Origin of the sequence: Caballeronia sp. LZ065 (assembly GCF_031450975.1) — a bacterium.
Classification (GTDB): Bacteria; Pseudomonadota; Gammaproteobacteria; order Burkholderiales; family Burkholderiaceae; genus Caballeronia.
The window spans coordinates 329,668-355,000 of record NZ_JARUXV010000002.1; the positions used below are offsets into that span (position 1 = coordinate 329,668).

20 protein-coding genes are annotated in these 25,333 nt (G+C 66.3%); all 20 read left to right on the forward strand.

Annotation, left to right across the window (positions count from 1 at the left end):
• Positions 1-1,050 precede the first annotated feature (1,050 nt).
• Positions 1,051-1,560, forward strand: a complete 510-nt coding sequence (gene tssB / locus QCE63_RS15700; RefSeq protein WP_309834244.1) for a type VI secretion system contractile sheath small subunit — start codon at positions 1,051-1,053, stop codon at positions 1,558-1,560.
• A 96-nt stretch (positions 1,561-1,656) separates the two neighbouring features.
• Positions 1,657-3,162 carry a type VI secretion system contractile sheath large subunit gene (gene tssC, locus QCE63_RS15705; protein ID WP_309834245.1) on the forward strand — a complete coding sequence of 502 codons (1,506 nt, stop codon included), beginning with the start codon at positions 1,657-1,659 and terminating at the stop codon, positions 3,160-3,162.
• Positions 3,163-3,225: 63 nt separating this feature from the next.
• The gene (locus QCE63_RS15710) at positions 3,226-3,717 is read left to right on the forward strand and encodes a type VI secretion system tube protein Hcp (RefSeq protein ID WP_309834247.1); all 492 of its coding nucleotides are present in this window, start codon (positions 3,226-3,228) and stop codon (positions 3,715-3,717) included.
• A gap of 74 nt (positions 3,718-3,791) precedes the next feature.
• Positions 3,792-4,223 carry a type VI secretion system baseplate subunit TssE gene (gene tssE / locus QCE63_RS15715; RefSeq protein ID WP_309834249.1) on the forward strand — a complete coding sequence of 144 codons (432 nt, stop codon included), beginning with the start codon at positions 3,792-3,794 and terminating at the stop codon, positions 4,221-4,223.
• Position 4,224: 1 nt separating this feature from the next.
• Positions 4,225-5,982: a type VI secretion system baseplate subunit TssF gene (tssF, locus tag QCE63_RS15720; protein WP_309834251.1), complete on the forward strand. Its 1,758-nt coding sequence runs from the start codon at positions 4,225-4,227 to the stop codon at positions 5,980-5,982.
• Complete coding sequence (gene tssG, locus QCE63_RS15725) at positions 5,937-7,019, forward strand: type VI secretion system baseplate subunit TssG (protein WP_309834253.1); 1,083 nt, start codon at positions 5,937-5,939, stop codon at positions 7,017-7,019. The genes tssF and tssG overlap by 46 nt, the downstream gene beginning before the upstream one ends.
• 5 nt (positions 7,020-7,024) lie before the next feature.
• Positions 7,025-9,712 carry a type VI secretion system ATPase TssH gene (tssH, locus tag QCE63_RS15730; RefSeq protein ID WP_309834256.1) on the forward strand — a complete coding sequence of 896 codons (2,688 nt, stop codon included), beginning with the start codon at positions 7,025-7,027 and terminating at the stop codon, positions 9,710-9,712.
• Positions 9,713-9,716: 4 nt separating this feature from the next.
• On the forward strand, positions 9,717-11,636 hold the full coding sequence (tssI, locus tag QCE63_RS15735) for a type VI secretion system tip protein TssI/VgrG (protein ID WP_309834257.1): 1,920 nt from the start codon (positions 9,717-9,719) through the stop codon (positions 11,634-11,636).
• A gap of 8 nt (positions 11,637-11,644) precedes the next feature.
• Positions 11,645-12,337 carry a toxin-antitoxin system YwqK family antitoxin gene (locus QCE63_RS15740; RefSeq protein WP_309834258.1) on the forward strand — a complete coding sequence of 231 codons (693 nt, stop codon included), beginning with the start codon at positions 11,645-11,647 and terminating at the stop codon, positions 12,335-12,337.
• Positions 12,338-12,367: 30 nt separating this feature from the next.
• Positions 12,368-12,754, forward strand: coding sequence for a DUF4280 domain-containing protein (locus tag QCE63_RS15745; protein ID WP_309834260.1), 387 nt, complete (start codon positions 12,368-12,370; stop codon positions 12,752-12,754).
• A gap of 9 nt (positions 12,755-12,763) precedes the next feature.
• Positions 12,764-12,994: a hypothetical protein gene (locus tag QCE63_RS15750; RefSeq protein ID WP_309834262.1), complete on the forward strand. Its 231-nt coding sequence runs from the start codon at positions 12,764-12,766 to the stop codon at positions 12,992-12,994.
• Positions 12,995-13,005: 11 nt separating this feature from the next.
• Complete coding sequence (locus QCE63_RS15755; protein WP_309834264.1) at positions 13,006-13,935, forward strand: ABC transporter substrate-binding protein; 930 nt, start codon at positions 13,006-13,008, stop codon at positions 13,933-13,935.
• Positions 13,936-13,983: 48 nt separating this feature from the next.
• Entirely contained in the window at positions 13,984-15,258 is a 1,275-nt protein-coding gene (locus QCE63_RS15760) for a cation:dicarboxylate symporter family transporter (protein WP_309834266.1), read from the forward strand.
• 12 nt (positions 15,259-15,270) lie between these two features.
• Complete coding sequence (locus QCE63_RS15765; protein WP_309834268.1) at positions 15,271-15,972, forward strand: amino acid racemase; 702 nt, start codon at positions 15,271-15,273, stop codon at positions 15,970-15,972.
• A complete protein-coding gene (locus QCE63_RS15770) occupies positions 15,969-17,393 on the forward strand; it encodes a cation:dicarboxylate symporter family transporter (protein WP_309834270.1) in 1,425 nt (474 codons plus the stop codon). Before QCE63_RS15765 ends, QCE63_RS15770 begins: the two co-directional genes overlap by 4 nt.
• Entirely contained in the window at positions 17,390-17,851 is a 462-nt protein-coding gene (locus tag QCE63_RS15775; protein WP_309834271.1) for a hypothetical protein, read from the forward strand. Before QCE63_RS15770 ends, QCE63_RS15775 begins: the two co-directional genes overlap by 4 nt.
• Positions 17,848-19,182: a type VI secretion system baseplate subunit TssK gene (gene tssK / locus QCE63_RS15780; protein ID WP_309834272.1), complete on the forward strand. Its 1,335-nt coding sequence runs from the start codon at positions 17,848-17,850 to the stop codon at positions 19,180-19,182. The genes QCE63_RS15775 and tssK overlap by 4 nt, the downstream gene beginning before the upstream one ends.
• Positions 19,183-19,231: 49 nt before the next feature.
• A complete protein-coding gene (locus QCE63_RS15785) occupies positions 19,232-19,984 on the forward strand; it encodes a DotU family type IV/VI secretion system protein (protein WP_309834273.1) in 753 nt (250 codons plus the stop codon).
• 55 nt (positions 19,985-20,039) lie between these two features.
• A complete protein-coding gene (locus QCE63_RS15790) occupies positions 20,040-24,164 on the forward strand; it encodes a type VI secretion protein IcmF/TssM N-terminal domain-containing protein (protein WP_309834275.1) in 4,125 nt (1,374 codons plus the stop codon).
• On the forward strand, positions 24,161-25,306 hold the full coding sequence (gene tssA / locus QCE63_RS15795) for a type VI secretion system protein TssA (protein ID WP_309834276.1): 1,146 nt from the start codon (positions 24,161-24,163) through the stop codon (positions 25,304-25,306). Before QCE63_RS15790 ends, tssA begins: the two co-directional genes overlap by 4 nt.
• The last annotated feature ends 27 nt before the right edge of the window (positions 25,307-25,333 follow it).

Genomic DNA, 25,333 nt, shown 5'->3' on the forward strand with positions numbered 1-25,333 from the left:
TACGCTATAGGGTTTCACGCCGCGCCTCCGACCCGCCGCATTCGCTTGATCGATCACATCTGCGCGCGCTTTAGCGCAACGCTCAGCGCGCTTAAGCATCCGCTGCTAAATCGCTAACGGCATCGTAGCGAAGGCCGCTTCGCGTTTGCGTAGCATCATATGAACAAAGAAGCACCGCATGTCCTTGCCACGCTTGGGAAACAAGCTTCCGTTGCTTGCTAAACAACGTTGAAACGCCGCCGCAAAACGCGGGCTTTAAACTCTTGTCTGCAATGTGACAAAGGTGTTAAAAGAAATAATTACCTGGTTCGCCGCGTTTGATTAAATCGATTAATCATTAATCATGGCGGCTAAAGTATTAATCTCGAGATTCACGTCCAGGCTTTAAAAGACTTCAGGCGATTCAGATAAAAAATTCAACCGCCCGGTTCTGGATCATTGGCGAATCCAGCGCGGGCTGGCAACCCGGATCCGCCCCGCAAGCCCCGCCACAGCGGACGCGGACGGCGCGTCCAAGGTAAGAAATTACAATGCGGTACGGTGTCAGTGCATAAGCAAGCTCATGCGCAAGCGTTTATGCCGATGCGCTAAAAAAAGTTATCCGCTCACGGTTTTCCGTCTTGTAGACGTAAAAAGTCTGTGCTCTAATGCAGCCGAAATCATCAGGCAAACAAACGTTCACGAGACACACTTCCGCCTGGTTCAAGCAAGTAATTTTTCCTTCATGCAGGCCATTACCTCCGACCAGGGTAGTGCTCATGGCCCTTGAGGAAACGGGGACGAGCGCTGACTCTGCTTTTCGGCGTTCTTCATGGCGGCTTGCTGTTCGCGCAAGGCTCGCTCGACCCTTCGTGTTGGGTAGTCCGGTTCCACGAAAGCTAAAGAAACATGCCCGCGCTGACGATAGCCATCGTCAGCGGGAAGGCGTTCGCGCGTCCTCTGCACCACAACGTTGCGTTCTCCACCGGCTTTTGCACGTCGTACCCAAGGCTCGCGGGCCATGCGGGCAGTCAGTCATCTAATCAGAGTCAAGCGTCTCCGGAGAGATCCATGTCGAACAGTTTGCAAAAGTGGGTGGGCCGCAACCGTCCCCCGCGTGTCCAGATCACCTATGACGTCGAAGTCGGCGATGCCACCGAAAAGCGCGAGCTGCCGCTCGTGGTGGGCCTGCTGGCCGACCTCTCGGGTCAGCCGGAAACGCCGCTGCCCAAGCTCAAGGAGCGTCGTCTGGTCGAGATCGACCGCGACAACTTCGACGAGATCATGGGCAACGTCGCCCCGCGTCTCGACCTGTCCGTGCCCGACACGATGAAGGGCGAGGGCAACCTCAAGGTCGAACTCAAGTTCGAGCAGTTCTCCGATTTCCATCCCGAGAGCATCGTCAACCAGGTGCCGCGTCTCGCGAAGCTGCTTGAAGCGCGCCAGCAACTGCGCGATCTGCTCGGCAAGCTCGACGGCAACGATGAACTCGACTCCATGCTCGAGCGCATCGTGCTGAGCAGCGAAGAACTGAAGGCGGTTCAGAGCCAGGCACAAGCCAGCGCCACGCCGGGCGCCTGAGAAAGTCCCAGGCCTCAGGCCCCAACCGCATAGCAGACACGATCGGGACGGGAAGCGTCCGCTCGTGAGCGCAACGAACTTGCAAAGGTGATTCAGATGGAAAGCACGACTGCAGCCGGCGCGGCCGGCAGCGAAGCCCAGACGCTCGACGCGGCCACCGCCGAACTGAGCCTGCTGGAGCGCATCGTCCAGGAAGGCAACATGGCCGTGGAGCCGTCGCAAAGCGGCTACGCGAAGAAGCTGATTGGCCAGCTCGCGTCGCAGATCCTCGACGAAGGCATGCGCACGAGCCCGGACAAGAGCGTCGTCGCGATGATCAACGAGCGCGTCGCCGAAATCGACCAGCTGCTCACGGACCAGCTCAACGCGATCATGCACGACCCGGCATTCCAGGCGCTCGAAGCGTCGTGGACCGGCCTGCACGACATGGTCCAGGGCACGGAAACGGGTCCGCAACTGAAGCTGCGTCTCCTGAACGTGACCAAGAAGGAACTGCTCAAGGACCTCGAAACCGCGGTCGATCACGACATGAGCACGCTCTTCAAGAAGGTCTATGAAGACGAATACGGCACGTTCGGCGGCCTGCCGTACTCGCTGTTGATCGGCGACTACACGTTCGGCCGTCATCCGCAGGACATCGCGCTGCTCGAACGCATCTCGAAGGTCGCAGCAGCGGCGCACGCGCCGTTCGTCGCAGCAGCGGCGCCGAGCCTGTTCGACCTGAAGTCGTTCACCGAACTCGGCGTGACGCGCGATCTGTCGAAGGTCTTCGAAAGCGCCGAACTCGCCGGCTGGCGCAGCTTCCGCGATTCAGAAGACTCGCGTTATGTGTCGCTGGTGCTGCCTTCATACGCAGCGCGTCTGCCGTATGGCGCGCAGACCAACCCGGTCGAGAGCTTCAGCTTCGAGGAAGACGTCGACGGCACCGAGCACGGCAAGTACCTGTGGGCCAACTCGGCCTATCAGCTCGGCCTGCGCATCACGGATGCCTTCGCCAAGTACAGCTGGTCCACGGCCATTCGCGGCGTGGAAGGCGGCGGCAAGGTGGAAGGCCTGCCGGCGCACGCGTTCAAGACCGGCGAGGGCGACATCGTCCTCAAGTGCCCGACGGAAGTGACCATCACCGACCGCCGCGAGAAGGAACTGAACGACCTCGGCTTCATCGCGCTGGTGAACTCGAAGGGCTCGAACTCGGCGACCTTCTTCGGCGGCCAGACGACCAACCGTCCGAAGGTCTACAACAAGGACTCGGCCAACGCCAACGCGCAACTGTCGGCGCGTCTGCCTTACGTGCTCGCGGCCTCGCGTTTCGCGCATTACCTGAAGGTGATGATGCGCGACAAGATCGGCAGCTTCCAGACGCGCAGCGACATCGAGTCGTATCTGAACAACTGGATTGCCGACTACGTGCTGCTGAACCCGTCGGCTTCGCAGGCGCAGAAGGCGCGCTTCCCGCTCGGCGAAGCACGCGTGGACGTGACGGAAGTACCCGGCAAGCCGGGTGCGTATCGCGCCACCTGTTTCCTGAAGCCGCACTTCCAGATGGAAGAGTTGACCGCTTCGATTCGCCTGGTCGCGGAACTGCCCGCAGCTGCAGCGTGATGGCACGGCGTGCGGTTCATGCCGCACGCCGACCCGATTCCACCTCATTGATAACAATTGGTCATGGATACGATTCTCCTCAAGATTGACAAGATCAAGGGCAACAGCGCGCTGACCGGCCACGCCGACCAGATCATCCTCAGCAGCTATTCGTTCGGCATCCAGCTGCCGATGAACCCGGACCCCTCGGCGACCGAACGTACGCTCGGCCGCGCGATGTTCAGCGAAGTGCATTGCACCAAGATCACCGACCTGGCCACGCCGTCGCTGTACCGTGCGTGCGCGGCCGGCGACAAGCTGGGCGACGCGACCATCAGCATCGGCCGCACGGAAAACGGCAAGTTCATGGAGCTGATGACCTACGTGCTGAGCGACGCGATGGTCTCGAACGTCAACACGTCGGGCGCGGGCCAGCCGAGCGATGCATTCGCGATCGGCTACTCGAAGATCACGGCGGTCTACACGCAGCAGAAGACCGACTCGACGCAGAAGGGCAAGACGTCGTTCGGTTGGGATGTCGCCGCAGACGCCGACGCTGCGCCTGCCGCAAGCTGATCCTGTCCCAACGCGGCGCGCCTCGCACAAGCGAAGCGCGCCGCGCAGTCGTGGTTTTCTGGAGTACGCGCGCCATGCCGGCAGTCAGCGGTTCACCGATGCCTCTGTTCGACCGCCTCGCCGGCGACGGCGAGGCGCAGCTCTCGGGCGCCGATGCGCTGCGGGAGTCGGTCGCGCGCGAACTCGGCCGGCTGTTCAACACGCGCTCGCCGTTGACGCTCGATGCCTTCGCCGCAAGCGACGGCACCGTGCTCGACTACGGCCTGCCTGACTTCTCCGATCGATCGCTGCAATCCGCGCCGGACCGCGAGGCCATCGCCGCCGCGCTCAGGCAAGCCATCACGCGTTTCGAACCGCGTCTCGTCAATGTCACCGTGAAGTTCGGGACGCGCGCCGTGGTGTCGGTTGGCGGCGAACTGCGCGCCGGTCGCAACGTCACGCACGTGGCCTTCGAACTGGCCGCCGACGGCGACGCCTTCGCCGTCCGCGAAGCGGAAGCGGTCTGACATGGCGCCCGACGACATCCTTCAGTACTACAAGCGCGAGCTGTCCTATCTGCGGATCCAGGGCGCCGATTTCGCGCGCCGCTATCCGAAGATCGCGGCGCGGCTTGCGCTGCATGGCACGGAATCGCTGGACCCGCATACCGAACGCCTGATCGAGGCCACGGCGTTTCTTGCCGCGCGCGTGCATCGCGATCTGGATCAGGAGTTTCCGCAAGTGGCGTCGGCGCTGCTCGACAACGTCTGCCCGACGCTCGTGCAGCCGGTGCCGTCGATGACGGTCGCGCACTTCGAACTCGATCCGAGCCAGGGCAAGGTGACGGCCGGCTTCGCCGTGCCGCGCCATACGGCGTTGCAGGCCCATACCGAAAGCGGCGACGTGTGCCGCTTCCGCACCGCGTGGGATACCACGTTGTGGCCGCTCGTCATCAGCCGCGCGCAATTCGGCGACGACGCTACGCTGCGCCTCACGCTCGAATGCACGGGCGGCGCGGACTTCAGCGAACTGGAACTGGCGCAATTGCGCGTGCATCTGCATGGCGACTGGATGGTGACGATGCCGCTCTACGAGCTGCTCGTGTCCGGCGTCGCCGATGTCTCGGTGCGGCCCGAAGGCGCGCGCGCCGCAACGCTGCTGCCCGCGCGCGCGTTCCGCGAAGTGGGCTACGGCGAACACGACGACGTGCTGCCGCGTCCGCCGAACGCGCAACCGGCCTACGCGCTGATGCAGGAATATTTCGCGTTCCCGCGCAAGTTCCATTTCTTCGACCTGCATCATCTGCAAGGGCGTCTGGGCCGTGGCCGCAGCTGCGAAATCATCTTGCACCTGACGCGCGCGCCGCGCGGTCTCGGCATGCTGAACGCGGGCAACTTCCAGCTGGGCTGCACGCCGGTCATCAATCTGTTCTCGCAGACGAGCGAGCCGATCGTCGTCGATCAGCGTCATTACGAATACCGCCTCGTCGCCGATCAGCGCCGCGAGTCGATCACCGAGATTCATTCGGTGGTCTCGGTCGTCGCGTCCGATCCTTCGCTGGAACGCGCGGAAACCGTGCCGTGCTTTTCCGCGATCGATCACGTCGAGGCCGATGGCGAAACCGTGTTCTGGTCGGCGCGGCGCGAACACAGCCTGCGCGAGAACGTGCAGGGCACCGATACCTTCCTGAGCTTCGTCAACGCGGCCAGCGCGCTCGCCGAACCCGGCGCGCCGGTGGTCTACGCGAACGTGCTCTGTACCAACCGGCGGCTGGCGGAACACGTGCCGATCGGCGCGCGCATGTTCGTCGAGAAGGTGTCGCAGAACGCCCGTGTGCGCTGCCTGTACGAGCCCACCGCGCAGCGCAGTCCGGCACTGGGCAGCGAAACGCTGTGGCGTCTGATCTCGCTGCTCACGCTGAACTATCACTCGCTCGTCAGCGGCGCCACAGGCCGCGCGCAGTTGCAGGAAATGCTGCGCCTGTTCGCCGCTGAAACCACGCGCGAGCAGGAGCAGATTCGCGGCATCCGCAGCGTGGAGGCGCGCAGCGTGACGGCGCACGTCGGCAGCGACGCGTGGCGGGGCTATTGCCGCGGCACCGAAGTGGCGGTCGAGTTCGATCCGGACACCTTCGTCGGCGGCTCGCCGCTGCTGATGGGCGCCGTGCTCGCGCGCTTCTTCGCGATGTACACCTCGGTCAATTCATTCGTGCGGCTGGTCGTGCGCCGCGGAGACGAGACATGGAAGCAATGGGAGCCGATGACCGGCTGCCAGCAGCTGCTCTGATCGCGCGTCTCCAGGCGAATCCGCAGCGTTTCGATCTGTTCCAGGCGATCAGTCTCCTGGAACGCGCCGTGCCGTCCGCGCGTCCGCTCGGGCGCGGCAACGGTCTTGGCGAAGGCGTGCGGCTGACGGGGCATGTGTCGCTCGCGTTCGAACCGAGCGATGTGCGGCGCGTGCAGGCGCACACCGCAACCGATGCCGCCACGCCCGACTACACGCCGCGCGCCGCCTGGACGCTGACCACGCCGGTGCTCACGCTGGCGGGCGCGAACGGTCCGCTGCCGGTGTCGTTCACCGAACTCGTGCTGGAACGCCGCGCGAAGCGCGATCACGCGACCGCCGACCTGCTCGACATCTTCAATCACCGCTTCCTGTCGTTCCTGTACCGCAGCCGCAAGAAGCACGCGCCGGGTCTGAACTGGCGTTCGCCGCATGCATCGGCGCTGGCGGGGGCGCTCGATGCGCTGTCGAATCTCGGCTTGCGCGCGGGCGTGCGCGGCCCGGAAGGCGTGCGGTTCTGGATGCGTCACGCGGGCCTGATGAGCGCCGCGCCGCGTTCGATGAGCGGTCTCGTCGCGCTGCTGTCCGACCGGCTCGGCCTGACCGTGCGCGGCACGCAGTTCGAAGGCGGCTGGCGCGAACTGGATCGCGCGGATGCGCTGCGGCTCGCGCGCGCCGGCTCGGGCGCGCCGCGTCTCACGTCCTTCACCGTGCTCGGCCAGCGGACCTGGGATCAGGCGAGCGGCATCAGTCTTGTGTTTCCCGATCTGTCGAAGGAACACTTCGATGCGCTCCTGCCCGGCGGACGCCTTCACGCGCTCGCCGCCTGGCTGACGCGCGCGTATCTCCAGCAGGACCTCGAGGTGCAGTTCGTTCTGCATCTCGCTCCGCAACGCACTGCCTGCGAGGCCGGCGGCCCGCGTGCGTCCCGCCTCGGCTGGACCTCGTGGCTCGGCGGTTCGCGCGGGTCCGATCACGCGCCGGCTCCGGTGCGCCTCGCCCTGCGCGAGACGCCCGCAGCCGCGCCGACGAACTCCTGAAGCGCATGGACATCGATATCCGCACCTTGTTGGGCCGTCTCAATCCCGAATGCAAGCTCGCCATGGAGCAGGCCGCGCAACTGTGCGTGCGCCAGACCCATTACAACGTCGATGTCGAGCATCTGCTGCTGGTGCTGCTCGAAGCCGACGCGCCCGACCTGAAGGCGATCCTCGGGCACTTCGGCATCAAGCCGGAGACGCTGACGGCGCAGCTGCAAAAAGCTGTCGATGCCTTCAAGCGCGGCAATGGCCGCACGCCCGCGCTGTCGCCGAACTTCTCGCCGCTGTTCCAGGAAGCGTGGCTGCTCAGTTCGATGCTGCTCGGCGAACAGCAGATCCGCTCGGGCACGCTGGCGCTCGCGCTGCTCGAAGTTGACAGCCTGCGCGGCATGCTGCTCGAATCCGCGCCCGCGCTGCTGAACATTCCGCGCGCGAACCTGCGCGAGCGGCTGGCGGCGATTCTCGCGGGTTCGGCGGAAGATGCGGGCGGTGCGCAAACGCCTGCGGCCGCGCCTGATGCCCAAGCGGCGAAAGCCATGCCGACCATGGCACCGAACGCGAACGGCCGGCAGTCGGCGCTGGACCAGTTCACCGTCGACATGACCGGCCTCGCGCGCGAAGGCAAGATCGATCCGATTCGCGGCCGCGACAGCGAGATCCGCCAGTTGATCGACGTGCTGCTGCGCCGCCGCCAGAACAACCCGATCCTCACGGGCGAGGCGGGCGTCGGCAAGACGGCGGTGGTCGAAGGCTTCGCGCAACGCATCGTGCAGGGCGACGTGCCGCCGGCGCTCGTCAACGTGTCGGTGCGTTCGCTCGATCTCGCGCTGTTGCAGGCCGGCGCAGGCGTGAAGGGCGAATTCGAGAACCGGCTCAAGTCCGTGATCGCGGAAGTGAAGGCGTCACCGGTGCCGGTGATTCTCTTCATCGACGAAGCGCATCAGCTGATCGGCGCGGGCGGCAGCGAAGGTCAGGGCGATGCCGCCAATCTGCTCAAGCCGGCGCTGGCGCGCGGCGAACTGCGCACGATTGCAGCCACCACGTGGGCCGAATACAAGAAGTACGTGGAGCGCGATCCGGCGCTGGCGCGGCGCTTCCAGGTCGTGAAGGTGGAGGAACCGAGCGAGGCGGTCGCCATCGACATGCTGCGCGGCATGGTGCGCAAGCTCGAAGAACATCACGGCGTGGAAATCCTCGACGACGCCGTGCGCGACGCCGTCAAGCTGTCGCATCGCTATATCTCGGGACGGCAGTTGCCGGACAAGGCGATCAGCGTGCTCGACACCGCCTGCGCGCGCGTCGCGATCGGCCAGAACGGCGTGCCGGAGGACATCGAGGCGCTGGGCCGTTCCATCGATACCGCCGAGAACCAGTTGCGCATCTATCGCCACGAAGCGGCGACGGGCACGGATCGCGCGGAAGCCATCGCGGCGCTGTCGAAGACGCTGGACGAGGAGCGCACGCAGCGCGCGCGCCTGACCGACAAGCTCGCCACCGAAAAGCGCGCTGTCGATGAAATCCTCGCGTGGCGCAAGAAGATCCGCGATTTCGTCGAGCAGGACACGCCCGCCGCGCACGAAGACGGCGACGATGCCGAGTCGCTGACCGCGAATCTGTCGCGTCTGGAGAAGGGCCTCGAAGCGGTGCAGAACGACGAGCCGCTGGTGCCGGTGTGCGTCGATTCGGAGACGGTCGCCAAGGTCATCTCGGGCTGGACCGGCATTCCGGTGGGCCGCATGCTCGCCGACGAACTGCATACCGTGCTGTATCTGCAGGACAAGCTGGCGGAACGCGTCGTGGGCCAGGACGAGGCGCTCGACGCCATCGCGCGCCGCGTGCGCACCTTCCGCGCCGATCTCGACGATCCGGGCAAGCCGGTCGGCGTGTTCATGCTGGTCGGGCCGAGCGGCGTCGGCAAGACGGAAACGGCTTTCGCGCTGGCGGACATGCTGTATGGCGGCGAGCGCAACATGATTACCGTGAACATGTCGGAGTTCCAGGAGGCGCACAGCGTGTCCGGGCTCAAGGGCGCGCCGCCGGGTTACGTCGGCTACGGTCGCGGCGGCGTGCTGACGGAAGCGGTGCGGCGCCGTCCGTACAGCGTCGTGCTGCTCGACGAAATGGAGAAGGCGCACCCGGACGTGCTGGAACTCTTCTTCCAGGTGTTCGACAAGGGCGTGATGGAAGACGGCGAAGGCGTGCCGATCGACTTCAAGAACACGCTGATCCTGCTCACCTCGAACGCGGCGCAGGACGTCATCACCGACGCCTGCCGCGGCGGCCGCCGTCCGCCGCCGGAAGAGATCATCGAGAAGCTGCGCCCGGCGCTGCTGCGCCAGTTCAGCCCGGCGTTCCTCGGGCGGCTCGTGCTGGTGCCTTACTACCATCTGGGCGACGCGCAGATCAACGCAATCGTGACGCTCAAGCTGGAGCGCATCGCCAAGCGTTTCGAGCGCAATCATCACGCGCCGCTGACGTGGGACGAGAGCGTCGCCACGCTGATCGCGCAACGCTGCAAGGAAGTGGACAGCGGCGCGCGCAATGTCGATCACATTCTGACGCAGGCCGTGTTGCCGGAACTCGCGCAACAGGTGCTGGAGCGCATCTCGATCTCCGAGCCGTTCGGCGGCGTGCATCTGACGCTGTCGGCGGCGGACGAGATCGTGTTCCGCTTCGCCCCGGCGGAGGCGTAAGCGCATGTCCACGCCGACCCAGACCAACAGCTTCGCCACCGTCTCCACGCCGTTTGGAGCCGACGTGCTGCTGCTCGACGGTTTCGGCGGACACGAGGCGCTGTCCGAGCTGTTTCGCTTCGACCTGCGGATGCGTTCCACCGAGATGTCGCTGGACGCGGCGCAGATCGTCGGCAAGAGCGTCACCGTGACGCTCAAGGACGGCAGCGAGACGGCGCGCTGCTTCAACGGCATCGTGACGCGCTTCGCGCATGCGGGCGCGGATGCCGGCCACGCGTTCTATTCCGCCGAACTCGCGCCGCGCCTGTGGCTGCTCGCGCTCGGCCAGGACCGCGTGATCTGGCAGAACAAGACACCGCTCGACATCATCAAGCAACTGCTCAACACCTACGCGGTGACGTTCGCGGACCGCACCAAGGGCGCGGGCAGCACGGCGCGCGAGTATTGCGTGCAGTACGACGAGAGCCCGTTCGCGTTCATGTCGCGACTGATGGAAGAGGAAGGCATCTTCTTCTTTTTCGAATTCGCGGCGGACCAGCACACGCTGGTGCTCGCCGACGACACCTCCGCGCACCTCGACGGCCCCGTGTCCACGCTGTACTACACGCCCGAGAGCCAAGTGCCGCAGGCGCAGCATCTGGGCCGCTTCTCGATGTCGCAGGGCGTGACGGCGGGCGAGCACATCACCGGCGACTACGACTACGCGTCGCCGAACGTCGCGCTCTTGACGACGAAGAAGGGCAGCTCGACCATCCAGACCGCGCCGCGCTATGTGTTCCCGGGAAAGTACACGGACACCGGGCGCGGCGGCACGCTGATCGGCACGCACTTGCAGGCGCATACGCTCGACGCGCAGACCGGCCATGGCGAAGGCGGCTGCTACAGCCTCGCGGCGGGCGCGAAGTTCACGCTGAGCGGCCATCCGAGCAGCGCGCTCAACACCAGCTACGTGGTGCGCGCGGTGCGGCATACGGCATCGAACGCGTCGTATCGCAATACCTTCGACGTGTTCCCGGCCACCGTGCCGTTCCGCGCGCCGCATGCGAGCAGTCGTCCGCTGGTGGCGGGCACGCATACGGCGAAGGTCGTCGGGCCGTCGGACGAGGAAATCTGGACCGACTCGCAAGGACGCGTGAAGCTCAAGTTCCACTGGGACCGCTCCGAAGGCGCGAACGAAGACAGCTCGTGCTGGGTGCGCGTGGCGCAGTCGATGGCCGGCGCGGGTTGGGGGCATCTGTTCCTGCCGCGCATCGGCCAGGAAGTGGTCGTGAGTTACGTCGATGGCGACCCGGACCGGCCCATCGTCACCGGCTGCGTCTATAACGGCCAGAACGCGCCGCCCGTCGCGCTGCCCGACAACCAGACGCAGAGCGTGATCCGCTCGCGCTCGTCGAAGAACGGCGCGGCGGGCAACGAGATCCGCATGGAAGACAAGCTCGATGCCGAGGAGTTGTTCTTTCACGCGCAGAAGGACATGAAGGTCGATATCGAGAACGCGCTGACCACGACGGTCATCGCGGGCGCGGAGACGCACACGGTGTCGAAAGGCGACCGCACCGTGGCGGTGAGCGAAGGCAACGAAACGCATTCGGTGAAGGGCAAGCGCACGCTCTCCGTGACCGGCGACGAAGCGCACACCAACGACGCGAAGTTCACGCACACCGTGAGCGGCGACCACGCCCACACGGTGAATGGCAATTACACGCTCAAGGTCGGCGGCAATCTGACGATAGAGGTGACAGGTTCCGTCAGTATCAAGGCCGGAACGTCGTTCGCGACGGAAGCGGGCACGACGCACGCGAGCAAGGCAGCAACGACGCTCAGCACTGAAGGCGCAATGATTTCGCACAAGGCTTCGGCGACGCAGACCGTCGAGGCATCGGCGCAACTGGCCCTGAAGGGCGGCGTCGTGCAGTTGAACTGAGGCACGTGATGACCGAAGCCGCTCCGGTGGAAACCACCTTGGTCGAAACGCGCGATGCGCTTGGCAATCTCGTGGGCCACATGCACTTCGCGAACGGCGTGCCGCACGGCGAAGCCATGCAGTGCACGCCGGAAGGCACGACGCTGCTGCGCGCGATGTACGCGCACGGCGTGCTGGACGGTCCGACACAGACCTTCGGCACCGAAGGCGCGCCGGTGCAGGCGTCGCACTATCGCGGCGGCAAGCTGGACGGCGTGATGTCGCTGTATCAGGACGGCCGGCTCGCGGCGCGCCAGCACTACGTGCTCGGGGTGTTGCACGGCGAGAGCGTGACGTATGCGCCGTCGGGTCTGGTGACGTCGCGGATGAAGATGGAAGCGGGCAAGCCCGAGGGCGAAGCGGTGTTCATGCATGACGGCGTGGTCACGCGCCGCGTGCGCTACGCGCGGGGCCAGTTCGAAGGCGAAACGCGCGAGTACGACATGCACGGCGGGCTGGCGGCGAGCCTGCCGTATCGCGCGGGACTGCTGCACGGCACGGCGCGCCGCTACGCGCCGGACGGCGCGGTGACGCACGAGCGCAGCTACAAGCTCGGCAAACCGCAAGGCGAATGGCGCGCGGTCGAGGCCGAGGCGCAGCCCGGCGACGGCGCGCGCGGTCCGCGTCTGGTGAGCAAGCTGGAAAAGTGGGTGCGCGGCTGATCGGCCCGCACGTGAACGAGGAACAGGGACATGGGAATCCAGGTGACAGCGGGGGCGACGTTGCAATGCAGCTTTGGCGCGGCGCCGGGCACGCTGCAAGTGTTGCCCGTGAACCGCGTGCTGTGCGGCACGCCGGCGGCGACCATCATGGACAACGCGCCGATGGTCAACGTGCTGCCGTTCGGCACGTGCACCTCGATGGCGAATCCGGTCGTGGCCGCCGCGACGGCCGCCGCGCTCGGCGCGCTGACGCCGATGCCGTGCGTGCCCGCTACTGTCGCGCCGTGGGCGCCGGGTTCGCCGACGGTGCTGATCGGCTCGCTGCCCGCGTTGCAGAACTCTTCCAGATTGATGTGCATGTGGGCCGGCGTGATCCAGGTGGTTGCGCCCGCCCAGGTCACGACGATGACCGCCTGAGGACCGACGATGCAATACGTTTTTTCGATGACCTCGCGCATGGTGACGATCGCCGCGGCGAGCGCGTTGCTGCTGTGTGTGCTGCTGTTCCTGCTGGGCGTCGAGATCGGCGCGCGCATGGGGCATCCGGCGGCGGTGTCGGCGGGCCCTGTGCCTGCCGTCGCCGCGTCCGCGCCCACTGATGTGTTGCCGCCGCAAGATCCGTCCGCGGCGTCGAGCGCTTCTGCTTCTTCCAATTGAGACCGTCTTTCATGCCGTTGACCTTCATTCGCCTGCTGTTGAAACACCTTCGCCGCATCGGCGCGCTGGCCGTCGCCGTGCCGATGCTGTGCGCGATGGCGAACGTGTTCGCTGCAACGCCTCCGCTCGCTGCTCCCGTCACCGCCGCGCCCGCCGCACCGCAAGTGCTCACCTCGACCGGCCTCGTGCAGATGCCCGATGGACGCCTGCTCGCGCCGGAGTTCGCGCGCATCATCGGGCGCGGTGAACTGGTGGTCGCGGTGCTGAGCGTCGATCAGCCGCCATTCTTCGAAGAGAAAAACGGCACGCTGACCGGCCTCGATATCGATCTCGCCAAGGACATCGCTCAAAAGCTGCGCGTGAAGGTCCGCTTCAACCGCGACGCCAAGACCTTCGACGAAGTCGTCGATCTGCTCGCGCGCGGCCAGGCCGACATCGCCGTGAGCAAGCTCTCCCGCACGCTGACGCGCGCGACGGTGATCTCCTTCAGCACGCCCTATCTGCGGCTCGAACGCGCACTGCTGCTGAACCGCGTGAAGTTCGCGCAACTGGCGCACGGCCGCTCGGTGCCGGAAGTGATCCGCAACTACGACAGCACCATCGGCGTGGTCGCGAATTCGTCGTATGCAGGCTATGTGATCAACAACTTCCCGCATGCGCAAGTGCGCAGCTTCGCGACCTGGGAAGACGTGCTGAAGGCGCTCAACGCCGGCGAAATCACCGCCGCATACCGCGACGAATTCGAAGTAAAGCGCGTGCTCAAGGTCGATCCGACCGCGTCGCTGCGACTGCGCGTCGTGACCTTGCAGGACCTGGAAGATACGCTCGCCATCGGCGTCAATGTGAACGCCCCGGCGCTGCTGTCCTTCATCAATCAGTTCCTCGCGGAACGCAGCGTGAAGCTGAACGTGAGTTCGGTGCTTCAGGCGACGGACCACTGAGCGTTGGCGGTACGCGACGAGACCACAAGACTTCCATAAGAGAAAGCCATGAATTCCAGCAGGATCTACGCATTCGTACTCAACCCGTGGGTGGTGATCGGCAGCCTTGCGCTCGGCGGCACGTTCGGCCTGCTGATGCCCGCCGAAGCCCAGAAGCTCGGCCTGCTCGGCGACATCTACGTCGATCTGCTCAAGATGACCACGCTGCCTTTCATGATCTCGGCGGTGATCTTCAGCCTGCAACGCCTGTTCCGCGACGGCGGCACTTCACGCCTGCTGGTGCGCGTGCTGACCGTGTTCCTCGGCGCGTCGGCGACGGTCGCCGCGGTGGGCGCCATCGTGTTGCTGGTCATGCATCCGGGCGCGAACATCTCGACGGCGACGATGCAGACCTTCGGCCTGATGGTGGGCAGCGACAGCTCGTCGAGCGACACGGTGATGAACCTCTACGGCGCTGACCTGCCGCAGAAGACGCTGAGCCTGGCCGACGTGCTGTCGAGCCTCGTGCCGACCAACATCTTCGCGGCGCTCGCCAGCGGCGACGCACTCAAGGCGCTGGTGTTCGCGCTGCTGTTCGGCCTCGCGGTGGGCCGCGTGCCGGAGCGCATCTCGGCGGGCCTGAGCCAGTCGCTCGAAACGGTCTATCACGCGTGTCAGAAGCTGATGCACTGGCTCAGCTACCCGCTGCCGCTGATCCTGTTCTGCATGAGCGCGACACAACTCGGCAAGTCGGGCGTCGGACCGCTGCACGCGATGCTGCAATTCGTGATCGCGTTCGTTATCGCGACGGCGCTGCTGATCGTGCTGGCCGCCGCGATCATCTGGAAGCGTTCGAATCACAGCCTCGGCAAGACGCTCGATGCGCTGCGCGCCCCGTTCGCGCTGGCGCTCGCCACGCGCAACAGCGCCGCCTGCATGCCGAGCATGATCGAGAGCCTCGTCGATGACCTGGGCTTCGCGCGCTCGCGCGTCGAACTGCTCGTGCCGCTGACCATTTCGCTGCTGCGCGTCGGCCCGATGGTGTACTACGTGTGCGCTACGCTGTTCATCGCCCAGTTGTACGGGCATTCGCTGGGCGTGGTCGAGATCGTGACGGTGTTGCTCGCGTCGGTGCTGGCGGGCTTCGCGTCGGCGGGCATGACGGGTCTGGTCACGGTGTCGCTGGTCGGCATGACCTGTTCGTACCTGCAACTGCCGTTCGAAGCGGCATTCATCCTGTTCCTCGCCGTCGATCCGATCTGCGACATGCTGCGCACGCTGGTGCTGGTGATCGGCAACGCGGCGGCGGTTTCGGTGATCTGCCCGCGTCCGCTGAAAATCTAGGAGCCACCGCTCATGGCACTGATCGGCATTCTCGGCGGCATGGGACCGCTCGCCACGGTCGACTTCATGGACAAGGTCGTGCGGCTCACGCAGGCGAGCCGCGACCAGGACCATCTGCCGATGATCGTCGCCAACCTGCCGCATATCGACGACCGGTCGAGCGCGATCATCGACAACGGCGCCAATCCGCTGCCGGCGCTGCTGGACGGTATCGACCTCCTGAACCGCAACGGTGTGGGTCTGATCGCGATTCCGTGCAACTCGGCGCATCACTGGTACGAGCCGATGCGCGCGCGCAGCGCCGCGCCGGTGCTGCACATCGCGCAGACCTGCGTCGCGGCGGTGCCGCGCACGGCGCGTCGCGTGGCGTTGCTGGCGACCGGCGGCGCGCTCGTGTCGGGTTTCTATCAGCAGGCGCTGACCGAGCTCGACATCGAACCCGTCGTGCCCGACGCGGCCATGCAGCCGCTGGTGCGCGACTGCATCCGTGAAGTGAAGGCCGGCGATCTCGACGCCGCCGCCGCGCATCTCGAAGCCGCGCTGACGCTGCTCGCGGAGCAGGGCATCGGCACGGCGCTGATGGCGTGCACGGAGATTCCTTTGGCCGCGCGGCGCATCGACAAGCCGCCGGTGACGCTGATCGACAGCACGCTGGAACTCGCGCGCGCCACCGTCCGTTACGCGTGCGAACGCGGCTGGAACCGCCCGCAATGAAGGCACTGCATACGCTCTCGCAAAGCACGCTCGGGCTCATCGTGTGTATCGCGGTGGGCGCGCTGTGCGGCGTCTTTGCCGAGCCGGCCGGCGCGGCGGCGTATTTCGTCGGCCAACTGTATCTCGCGGTGGTGAACATGGCGGCGATTCCGCTGCTGGTCGTCGCCACCTTCTTCGGGCTGCGCCAGGTAATCGCGCTGCCGCGTCCGCGTACCCGCATCGGCATGATGCTGCTGGTTGCGCTCGGTCTCGTGGTGCTGGGCAGCGTGGCGGGCACGCTGATCGGCGTGGTGGCCGGTCCGGGACAGGATCTGTCCGACGCGGCGCGCGCGCAACTCGGCCGCCTCGTGCTGCAAAGCGCGAGCAGCGCCGAGGACATGCAGGTCACGCTGTTCGATCACGACGCCGCTGCCGCAACAGGCGCGAGCTTCGTCGGCGTCGGCGACATCTTTCCGGACAACTTCTACCGCGTGCTCGCGCAGGGTCATTCGCTCGGCATCTTCACCGCGACGATCCTGTTCGGCCTCGCGTTCGCGGCGCTGTCGCGCGAACAGACCGGCACCTTGAGCAGCGTGTTCGAAGGCGTCTATCGCGCGCTCGAAACCATCATCGCGCGCGCCAATCTGCTACTGCCGGTGCTCGCGTTCGGCGTCGCCGCGCATCTGGTCGCCAACACCGAAGCCGCCACGCTCCACGCGATGAGCAGCTTCCTCGTGTGCTTCGGCCTGGCCGCGTGCGCGCTCGGCGGGCTGGCGCTCGTGACCATCGCGGTGCGCGCTGGCCAGCCCTTCATGCAGGTGCTGAGCCAGTTGAAGGCGCCGCTGCTGGTCGGCCTTACGTCGGGCAGCGCGACCGCGCCGATCCCGCACACCATCGAAGCGCTCAGCCAGCGGCTGGGCTTCTCGCGCGGCGTCGTGGAACTGGTCGTGCCGTTCGGTTCCGTGTTCGTGCGCGCCGGCGCCGCGCTGTATTACGCGCTCGCCGCCGTGTTCGTCGCGAACCTGTATAACCGGCCGCTCGGCGCGGGCGAAATCCTGATCGTCTGCGTGGCGTCGGTGATCGCCGCGCTGGTGTCGGCGGGACAGGGCGGCGTGGCGTCGGTGGGCTACATGGGCATCGTCCTGTCGATGTTGAACCTGCCGGTGGAAGCGGCGGGCGTGCTGTTCGTGACGCTCGACCTGATTTGCGAAGGGCCGCGCAATGCGCTGAGCCTGTTGTCGGCGTGCATGGTGATCGCGCTGGTGTCGGCGGGCCTGCCTTCGGAGCGCCATGCGGCGGTCGAAGCGACAGGCGGCGTGGCGCGCCTCGATACGACACTGCGCTTCACGTTCACGCGTGGCCAGCTCGCGCTCGCGACCGGCTGCCTGATGACGGTGGCCTCGCTGATCGTGCTGCTGGGAATTGGAGTGGGAGCAAGATGAAGAAGGTGAATCTGATCGTGACGCTGCTGCTGGCGGCCGCGCTTTCGGGCTGCGGCGCGCTGGGCTTGTCGGGCGACAAGGCGAAGTGGTCGGAAGTCACGCTCGACGCGAGCGACGACGTCAACAACAACAGCCCGGTCGCGGTGGACATCGTGCTCGTCAGCGACGAAGCGATGCTCGCGCGCATCGCGGAACTGCCCGCGTCGAAATGGTTCGCGGGCCGCGAGGATCTCGCGCGCACCTTCCCGAAGGCGCTGCGCTACAAGAGCTGGGAGATCGTGCCGGGCTTTCGCATCGAGGTGAATGGCGAGACGTTTGCGGGGCCGCGCGTCGCGGGCGCATTCGTGTTCGCGAACTATCGGGATCCGGGCGCGCATCGCGTGCGGATCGAGCGCTTCAGCGGCCGCATGGTCGTGCAGCTGAATGCCAACAACCTTATCGTGACGGATTCGAAATGATGCATGACCGCACGCCGGCGGTGACCGAGCGTATCGAGTGGTACGAGGGCATGCTGCTCTCGCCGCAGCATTTCCAGCAGATGGCTGCGCGCGTCGATACGCTCGTCGCGTGGCAGACGCTCGCCGCCGCGCCGTTCAGCTGGGGCGTGCGCAAGCTGAGGTTCGATCAGGGCCTGCTGCCCGCGGGCCTGCTGCGCGTGCTCGAACTCGACGCGATCCTGCCCGACGGCACCGCCGTCACCTACGATGCGCAGCACAGCGACGGCGCGCGCCTCGAACTTTCGCTGGAGCCGTTCGCGGAGCAGTTGTCGAACGGGCCGCTCGATTTCTATCTGACGCTGCCGGGTGCGGGCGCGATGCGCCGCGCCGCGCAGGTGCGCCGTTTCCGTTCCACTTCCGGCGAGCCGGTGGACGACCAGGTCTCCGATGCCCCGCCCGCCGATATCCCGCGCCTCGTGCCGAACCTCGCGCTCTCGGCAGGCGAAGTGCCTTCCGCGATGCATGTGTGGCTGCGCCTCGGCTCGCTCTACAAGGACAATGAAGTGGTGCATCTCGGCGAGCATCAGCCGCCGCTGCTCGAAATCGCCCGGGACAATCCGCTGTGGACGAGCGTTGCTTCGCTGCTGGGCCAGTTGCGCGGCAAGGCGGCCTTCGTCGCGCGCCAGACGGCGAATCCTTCGTCAAAGGTCGATGACCGTCTGACGCAGCTCGAACTGAAAGACCGTCTGCGCAGCCTGATGAGCGCGTTGCCGCTCGCGGAAGCCGTGTTGCGCACGCCGCATCTGCATCCGCTCGGGCTGTATCACGCGCTCGCGGCGCTCAACGGTTCGCTCGCGACGCTCAAGCCCGGCGGCCTGCCGCCCGCGCCGCCCGACTACGATCACGCGGATCCTCTGGGCGTCTTCACGCCGCTGCTGCGCTCGCTGCGCGAATCGATGTCGGAAGTGAACGAGGAATATCGCGAGCACAAGTTCGAATTCCGTCATGGCGCGTTCGAACTGGCGCTCGATCCGGACTGGATCGGCGAGCGGCTCGTCGTGGGCCTGCGCGGCCAGTCGGACCGCGACCTGCTCGCGTGGATGGACGGCGCGGTGATCGGCTCGCAGTCGGTGTATGCGTCGCTGCGCAGCCGGCGCGTGCTGGGTGCGGCGCGTCGCGGGATCGACTACGCCGAGGATCTCGGCTTGCGCTCGGGCTCGGGCTATCTGCTGTTCGAGCTGATGGCGGAGCCGGCGCTGGTGCTCGCAAGCGAACTGCTCGTGATCGGCAACCCGAATGAAGGCGCGAGCGCGCAGCGACCGCAGGAAATGCTGCTGTTCGTGAAGGGCTGACGCGCGGCGTATCCATATAGATGAAAGCAGAGACGAAAGCAGGCTAAGCATGGCACGCAACCGACCCGAACCCGAAGAAGACGACGTCGTCACGGAGCAGTTCCGTACCTTTCTCGATGAACTCGTGAAGGCTCAGGCGCGCTTCTCCGAACTGCCCGACGCCGATCCGGACCTCGCCGCGCAAGGCATGAGCCGGCACCTGATCAACCTGCTCGAAATCCAGACGCTGCAATCGCGCCGCGACACGACGCGCTTCGAGATGGAGACGGTGTCGGACGCACGCTATCTGAAGGCTGTCCTCGCCGACGAACTGCTGCTCAACACGCCGTGGGCCGGGCAGGAGCGCTGGACCGCGTATCTGCTCGAATCGACGCTGTTCCGCACCAATGTCGCGGGCGACCTGGTGTTTCGCCGTATCGAGCAATTGCTGTCGGACCGCGAGCCGTCGCGCCGCAATATCGCGCGGCTGTATCTGTTCACGCTGGCGATGGGCTTTCAGGGCCGTTTTCGCGGCACCGACGCCACCGCGCGCCTGCGCAGCTATCGCGAGGAACTGTATGAGTTCGTGTATCAGCGCCGCGCGGATCTCGGCGGGCGCGACCGCGTGTTGTCCGAAGCCGCGTATGCGAACACGCTGTCGCACGTCGCGCCGCGCAAGCTGCCGACCGTGAGCCGCTGGACCGTGATTTTCATGCTGGCGGCGGTATCGCTGCTCGCGGTGTCGGAATTGTTGTGGCTGTGGCAGTCGTGGCCCGTGCGCGAAGCGCTGCATGCCGATCCGGTCGCGGGAGTGAGCCAATGAAGCGCCTGAATTCAACGATGAACATGGCGCGCCGCGCGCAGCAAGGAGCGCGGCCATGCTGACGAGCAATCTCTTTCTGCTGTCGATCGGCGTGCTGACGCTGGTCGTGCTGGCTGTGCTCGGCGCGGTCGTCTACTTCGCGCTGCATGGTTCGCATGCAAAGCCGCAGGCCGAACGCAAGATCGTGCGGCTGCGGTCGGATTCGCTGCGTAGCGCGTTCCGGCAGGCGGTCGAACTGATCGAGGGCAACATCGCCACGCGCGCGGAACGCTACAACATTCCGTGGGTGATGATCCTCAACGAAGGCGACGATCCGCGTCCGCTGCCGATCGCGCAGGCAGGCGTGGCGAGCGTGCTCGGGGCGGATGCGTCGAGCCTCGCGGCGACCGATGGCATCTCGTGGCACTTCTTTGATCGCGGCATTGTCGTGGATATCAAGGCGGCCTATCTCGGCTCGCCTGATGACGACGAAGGCAAGCCGTGGGACGAGTTCCTGAGCCTGTGCCGGAATTATCGGCCGCAGCGTCCGTTCGATTCGGTGGTCATCACGGTGCCCGCTGCAACGCTGCTCGCGGACGACACCGATGCGCGCCTCGAACTCGTGCGCCATGCGAAGTTGGCGCACCGCCGCCTGTGGCTCGCGCAGAACCGCTTTGCGATGCGTTTCGCGGTGTATGTCGTGGTGACCGGTTGCGATGCGCTGCCGGGCTTCGCGACCTTCGCGCGCGCGTTGCCGGAGCCGTTGCGGGCCAGCATGCTCGGCTGGTCGTCGCCTTACGATCTCTCGACCACGTATCAGCCCGGCTGGGTCGATACGGCGATGAACAGCGTGATGCGTTCGGTGTCGGACGCGAGCGCGGAACTGTTCGCGCTCGATCCCGCGCATCTGGACGCACGCCAGTTCCTGCAACTGCCTTCGCGCATCGACGCCATGCGTGCGCAGCTCCAGTCCTACGTGGATGAACTGCTGCGCGCGAGCGCGTACCACGAGCCGTTCTTCTTTCGCGGCATCTACCTGACCGGCGATGCAAGCGAGTTCGCGCAATGGAGCGTCGCGCAGGAAGCCGTGAACGCCGCGCCGGAAGCCTTGCTTGAAGAAGCCCCGGAAACGGAACATGAACTCGGCGATGGCCGCCGCGAGCCGAACGCGCACATCAACGACCTGATGTTGCAGCCCGCGTTCCTGCGCGATCTGTTCGAGAAAAAGATCTTCTCCGAGTACGGTCTCACGCGTCCTTCGCGTTCGCAGCATCTGACGCGGCCGGTGCTCAATCGCGCGCTGCGCTGGGGCGGCGTGGCGTTGCTGGGCGGCTGGGGTATCGGACTGGTGGTCGCGACGGCGCAGCTGAGTCATCGCAATGGCGAACTCGTCGCGGCGCTCGGTTCGCTGCATCGCGATTCGGCCGAGCGTGCCGCCGCCGCGCAGCAAGGCCAGGACATGCCCGCCGACTGGTATCGGCGCAAGGCGCTCGGCCTGATTGCGCTGAACCAGAACATCAAGACGGGCACGGGCTGGACCGTGTTCATGCCGGGCTCTTGGTCCTTCATCGACGATCTCAACGCGCGCGTGAAAGAGCGCTTCGAGCGCGAGTTCGGCGAGATTGCGGTGGCCGCGCTCGAGCGCCAGATGGTCGCGCGCGTCGGCACGCTGACCGGCGTGGGACGCGACCCGAGCACGGGGCAACTGATCATCGGCGACGACTGCGCCGCGCCCGCGGGCGCGCGCAGCGATGCGCTCGCGCCCGCGAGCCTCGCCATCGACGATCTGCCGCAGATGCGCGCGCTTCAGCTGTACGTGAACAACGTCGATCAGTTCGACGCCGCCTTGCAGGCTTTGCAGCGCTTGCAGCAGCCCTCGTCGGGCAACGCCGACGCGCTGCGGCTCGTCGTGCGCTACGCGCTCGGCGCGGAGTTGCAGGGCAGCGTGGCAGACAGCGTGCCGTACTTTCATCGCGCGCGCGCGAACCGCGACGGCGTGGCGAGCACGGATGCGGGCGTCGACGTGAATGCGGTGCGCCAGGCGTTCCGCTGCACGCTCGACAAGGGCGCGCAGCAACTCGACAACGGCCTGTTCGCCAACAATCCGCTGCTCACGGCGGAACGCGGCATCAGCGAGCATCTGAATGGCCTCGGCATGGCCGAGGGCGACAGCGGCGACATCACGCGCATCGCGGCGGGGTATCGCGCGGTGGTGGCGGGCGTCGATACGCAGCGCGAGTTGCTGGCCTCGGGCAAGGGCGGCTGGCTGCATCAGACGCAGTTCATGCCGGGCGCGGTGTATGACCGCACGCTTTCACGCATCGCGCAGAACCGCCTGCTGGGCGCCGATCTCGCGAACCAGATGCGCCAGCGCGACGACACCGGCTTCCAGGCCTTCCGCAGCGAACTGGCGTTGCGTTTCGGCGGTGCGGACAGCGGCGTGCTCTGGTCGGACAAGGACGCGCGCTACACGGTATCGCCGGGCCGCGCTGCATTGCGCGATGCGTTGTCGAACCTGCTGAACCAGCCGTTCATGATCGCGCCGCGCGACCGCGAACTGCCGACGCTCGTCGATGGCAGCGCCATCGCCTGGGATCGCACGCAGCTCGATCAGGCGCTCGCGCTCGGCGACATGCGCAAGCGCTTCCTGACCGATGGCCTCGTGAACCTGCCGGCAACGGCGCGTCCGGCGGTCGAAACGGCGCTCGACCAGCAGTTCGCGCGCTTGCTGATTGCGCAGACGGCGTCGGCGGCGAACATCGGTCCCGCAGCGCCGCTGAGCGATGCCGACACGGCCGCCTTCGATGCGGCGCGGGCACGGATCGCGCGCATCGGCGCGTTGCTGACGGAACTCGGCGCGAGCGCGCAGATCGACGAGCTGAACTCGCTCGTATCCGGCGATGCGATGCAGCACCTTCAGCGGGTCGACGAGGCGCTCTCGCAATCCGAGTTGTACGCGACGCGCCAGGACATGCCGGACACCGCGCACAGCACGCGTGCGCCGATTCTCGCAGCCTTCGGCGTCAACGATGCGGCCGGTCTCGCGCCGTATCTGGATCAGCAGGCGCAGCGCGCGCTGGCGCTCGGCAAGCAGGCCGCGACCTATCTCGCCGCGCTCGATACCGCCGATGCCGCGTCACCGCTCGCGCAGCGCTGGCAGGCCATCGAACGCGATCTCGAACGCTATCGGCTCAAGAATCCGAACAGCAGTCTGCTGCGTCTGGAGCAGTTCGCGTTGTCGGTGGCGGCGGATCCGAATGGCGCGGGCTGCATGTCGAAGTTCTCGGGCCGCGTGTCGAGCGGCGGCGGCGACGATTACTTCGCGACCCTTCATGCGCGTCTCTACGACCGTCTGCTCGCGCGCTGCCGCTCGGGCTACGTGTTCGACCTGCGGCAGGAATGGGGCAACTTCGCGAGCGCGTTCAACGAGAGCGTCGCGGGCCGCCTGCCGTTCGAGAGCGCCAGCATGCAGCCGGTGGCGGCGCGCGCGAACGCGGCCACGCCGAGCGTCGCGGACTTCGGCGAACTGGGGCAGGTGCTCAAGCGCTATGACGCCGTGTCGGAGACGTTCCATGCGTCGGGTTCCACGGCGTCGCTGACCAACAACAAGGTGCGCCAGTTCATCGACAACTTCGATCAGGTGAAGGCGCTGCTCGCGCCGCTCTATCCGTCCGACGACGGCGCGCCCAACGGCTATGACCTGAACGTCGAGTTCCGCGTGAACCGCAATGCCGAAGTGGCGGGCAACCAGATGATCGACTGGACGCTCACGACGGGCTCGCAAAGCCTGTCGATGAACGACGCGCCGCGCACGCTGCACTGGGACTTTGGCACGCCTGTCGTGCTCACCGTGCACTTCGCGAAGGACTCGCCGCTGGCCGCCGCCGCCGATCCGCAGCAACGCGGCTACAGCACCGACGGCCGCACGCTGACGTGGCAGTTCAACGATCCGTGGGCGCTGATCTCGTTCGTGAACCGTCAGCGTGTCGCGGATGCGGGGCCGCGTGGCGATCGCGTGTCGCAACTACTGCGCCTCGAATTCCCGTTGAGCACGGCCAATCCGGCCGATCTTTCGCTGTTGCCGAAGCAGGCGCACGGACGCCTCTTCATGCGCGTCACGCTGATGCCCGCAGGCAAGAAGACGCCGCTGCCGTGGCCCGGCAGCTTCCCGGTTCGTGCACCCGAATGGAGCGCGTTATGAAACAGGCCTATCCGATGGACACCGTGGCGACGGTCGTAATCGACTTCGACGCGCTGCTCGAACCGATCATCAACGATGACGACAACCATGGCGCAGGCGTGTCCCTGCGTTATGACCCGGTGTATCAGCAGATCCGCGATGCGCGCCGTCACGACGATGCCACGCTGCCGATGGGCGAATGGGAACGGCCGCTCGTCAAGGCGGACTGGAAGCGCGTCGCGGTGCTGTGTTCCGAGGCGCTCGCCACCCGCAGCAAGGACTTCCAGCTGGCGGCGTGGCTGTGCGAAGCGTGGACGCGGATGCATCGCGTCGAAGGACTGATCGCGGGCACGCGGCTCATGATTGCGCTCGCGGACCGCTACTGGCCGCACGCCTGGCCCGAACTCGAACCTGGCGACGCCGACGCGCGCATTGCCCCGTTCGCGTGGCTCAACGAGACCTTGCCGCTGGTGCTCACCGTGCACCTGCCGCTCCTGATGATCGAGGATCGCGAGCCGGAGTACGTGAACCTCGATGAATGGCAGCACGTCATCACGGCGCAGGCGGGCGAGGGCGCGACGCTTACACGCGATCTGCTCGACAAGCATGTGCGCCGCGCCGGCAACCTCGCTGCGCTGGTGTCGCTGCATCAGCAGGTAGAAACCGCGCAGGCCGCGTGGCGCATGTTCAGCGCGCGGCTCGACGAACGGCTCGGACACGATGCGCCGCATCTGGGACGCGTCGCGGAGACGCTCGGACGCGTGCTGCAAGCGGTGACGAGCCTGATTGGCGACAACGCGCGCCCGGCGCCGGCCGAGCCGATCCATGTCGGCGATGCACTCGCCCACACTCAATTTGCCTCGCAGGAGCACGCCATGGACACCGTGTTGCACGAACTCCCGACGACGCCGGTCTCTCCCGCGATGCCGCTGAGCCCGGCGGGCGCCGTCCCGCTCTCGCGCGTGGAAAGCCGCGCGCAAGCGTATCAATTGCTCGAACTCGTGGCGGACTACCTCGCCGAACAGGAGCCGCACAGCCCGACGCCGTTCCTGTTGTGGCGCGCGGTGGCCTGGGGCAAGATGCCGCTGCCCGAACTGATGCGCGAAGTCGTGCGCAGCGAGGGCGACATGGCCCGTTATCTGTCGATGCTCGGCATCGAATGACGCTGGTTCGCTCCATCACCAAGACAA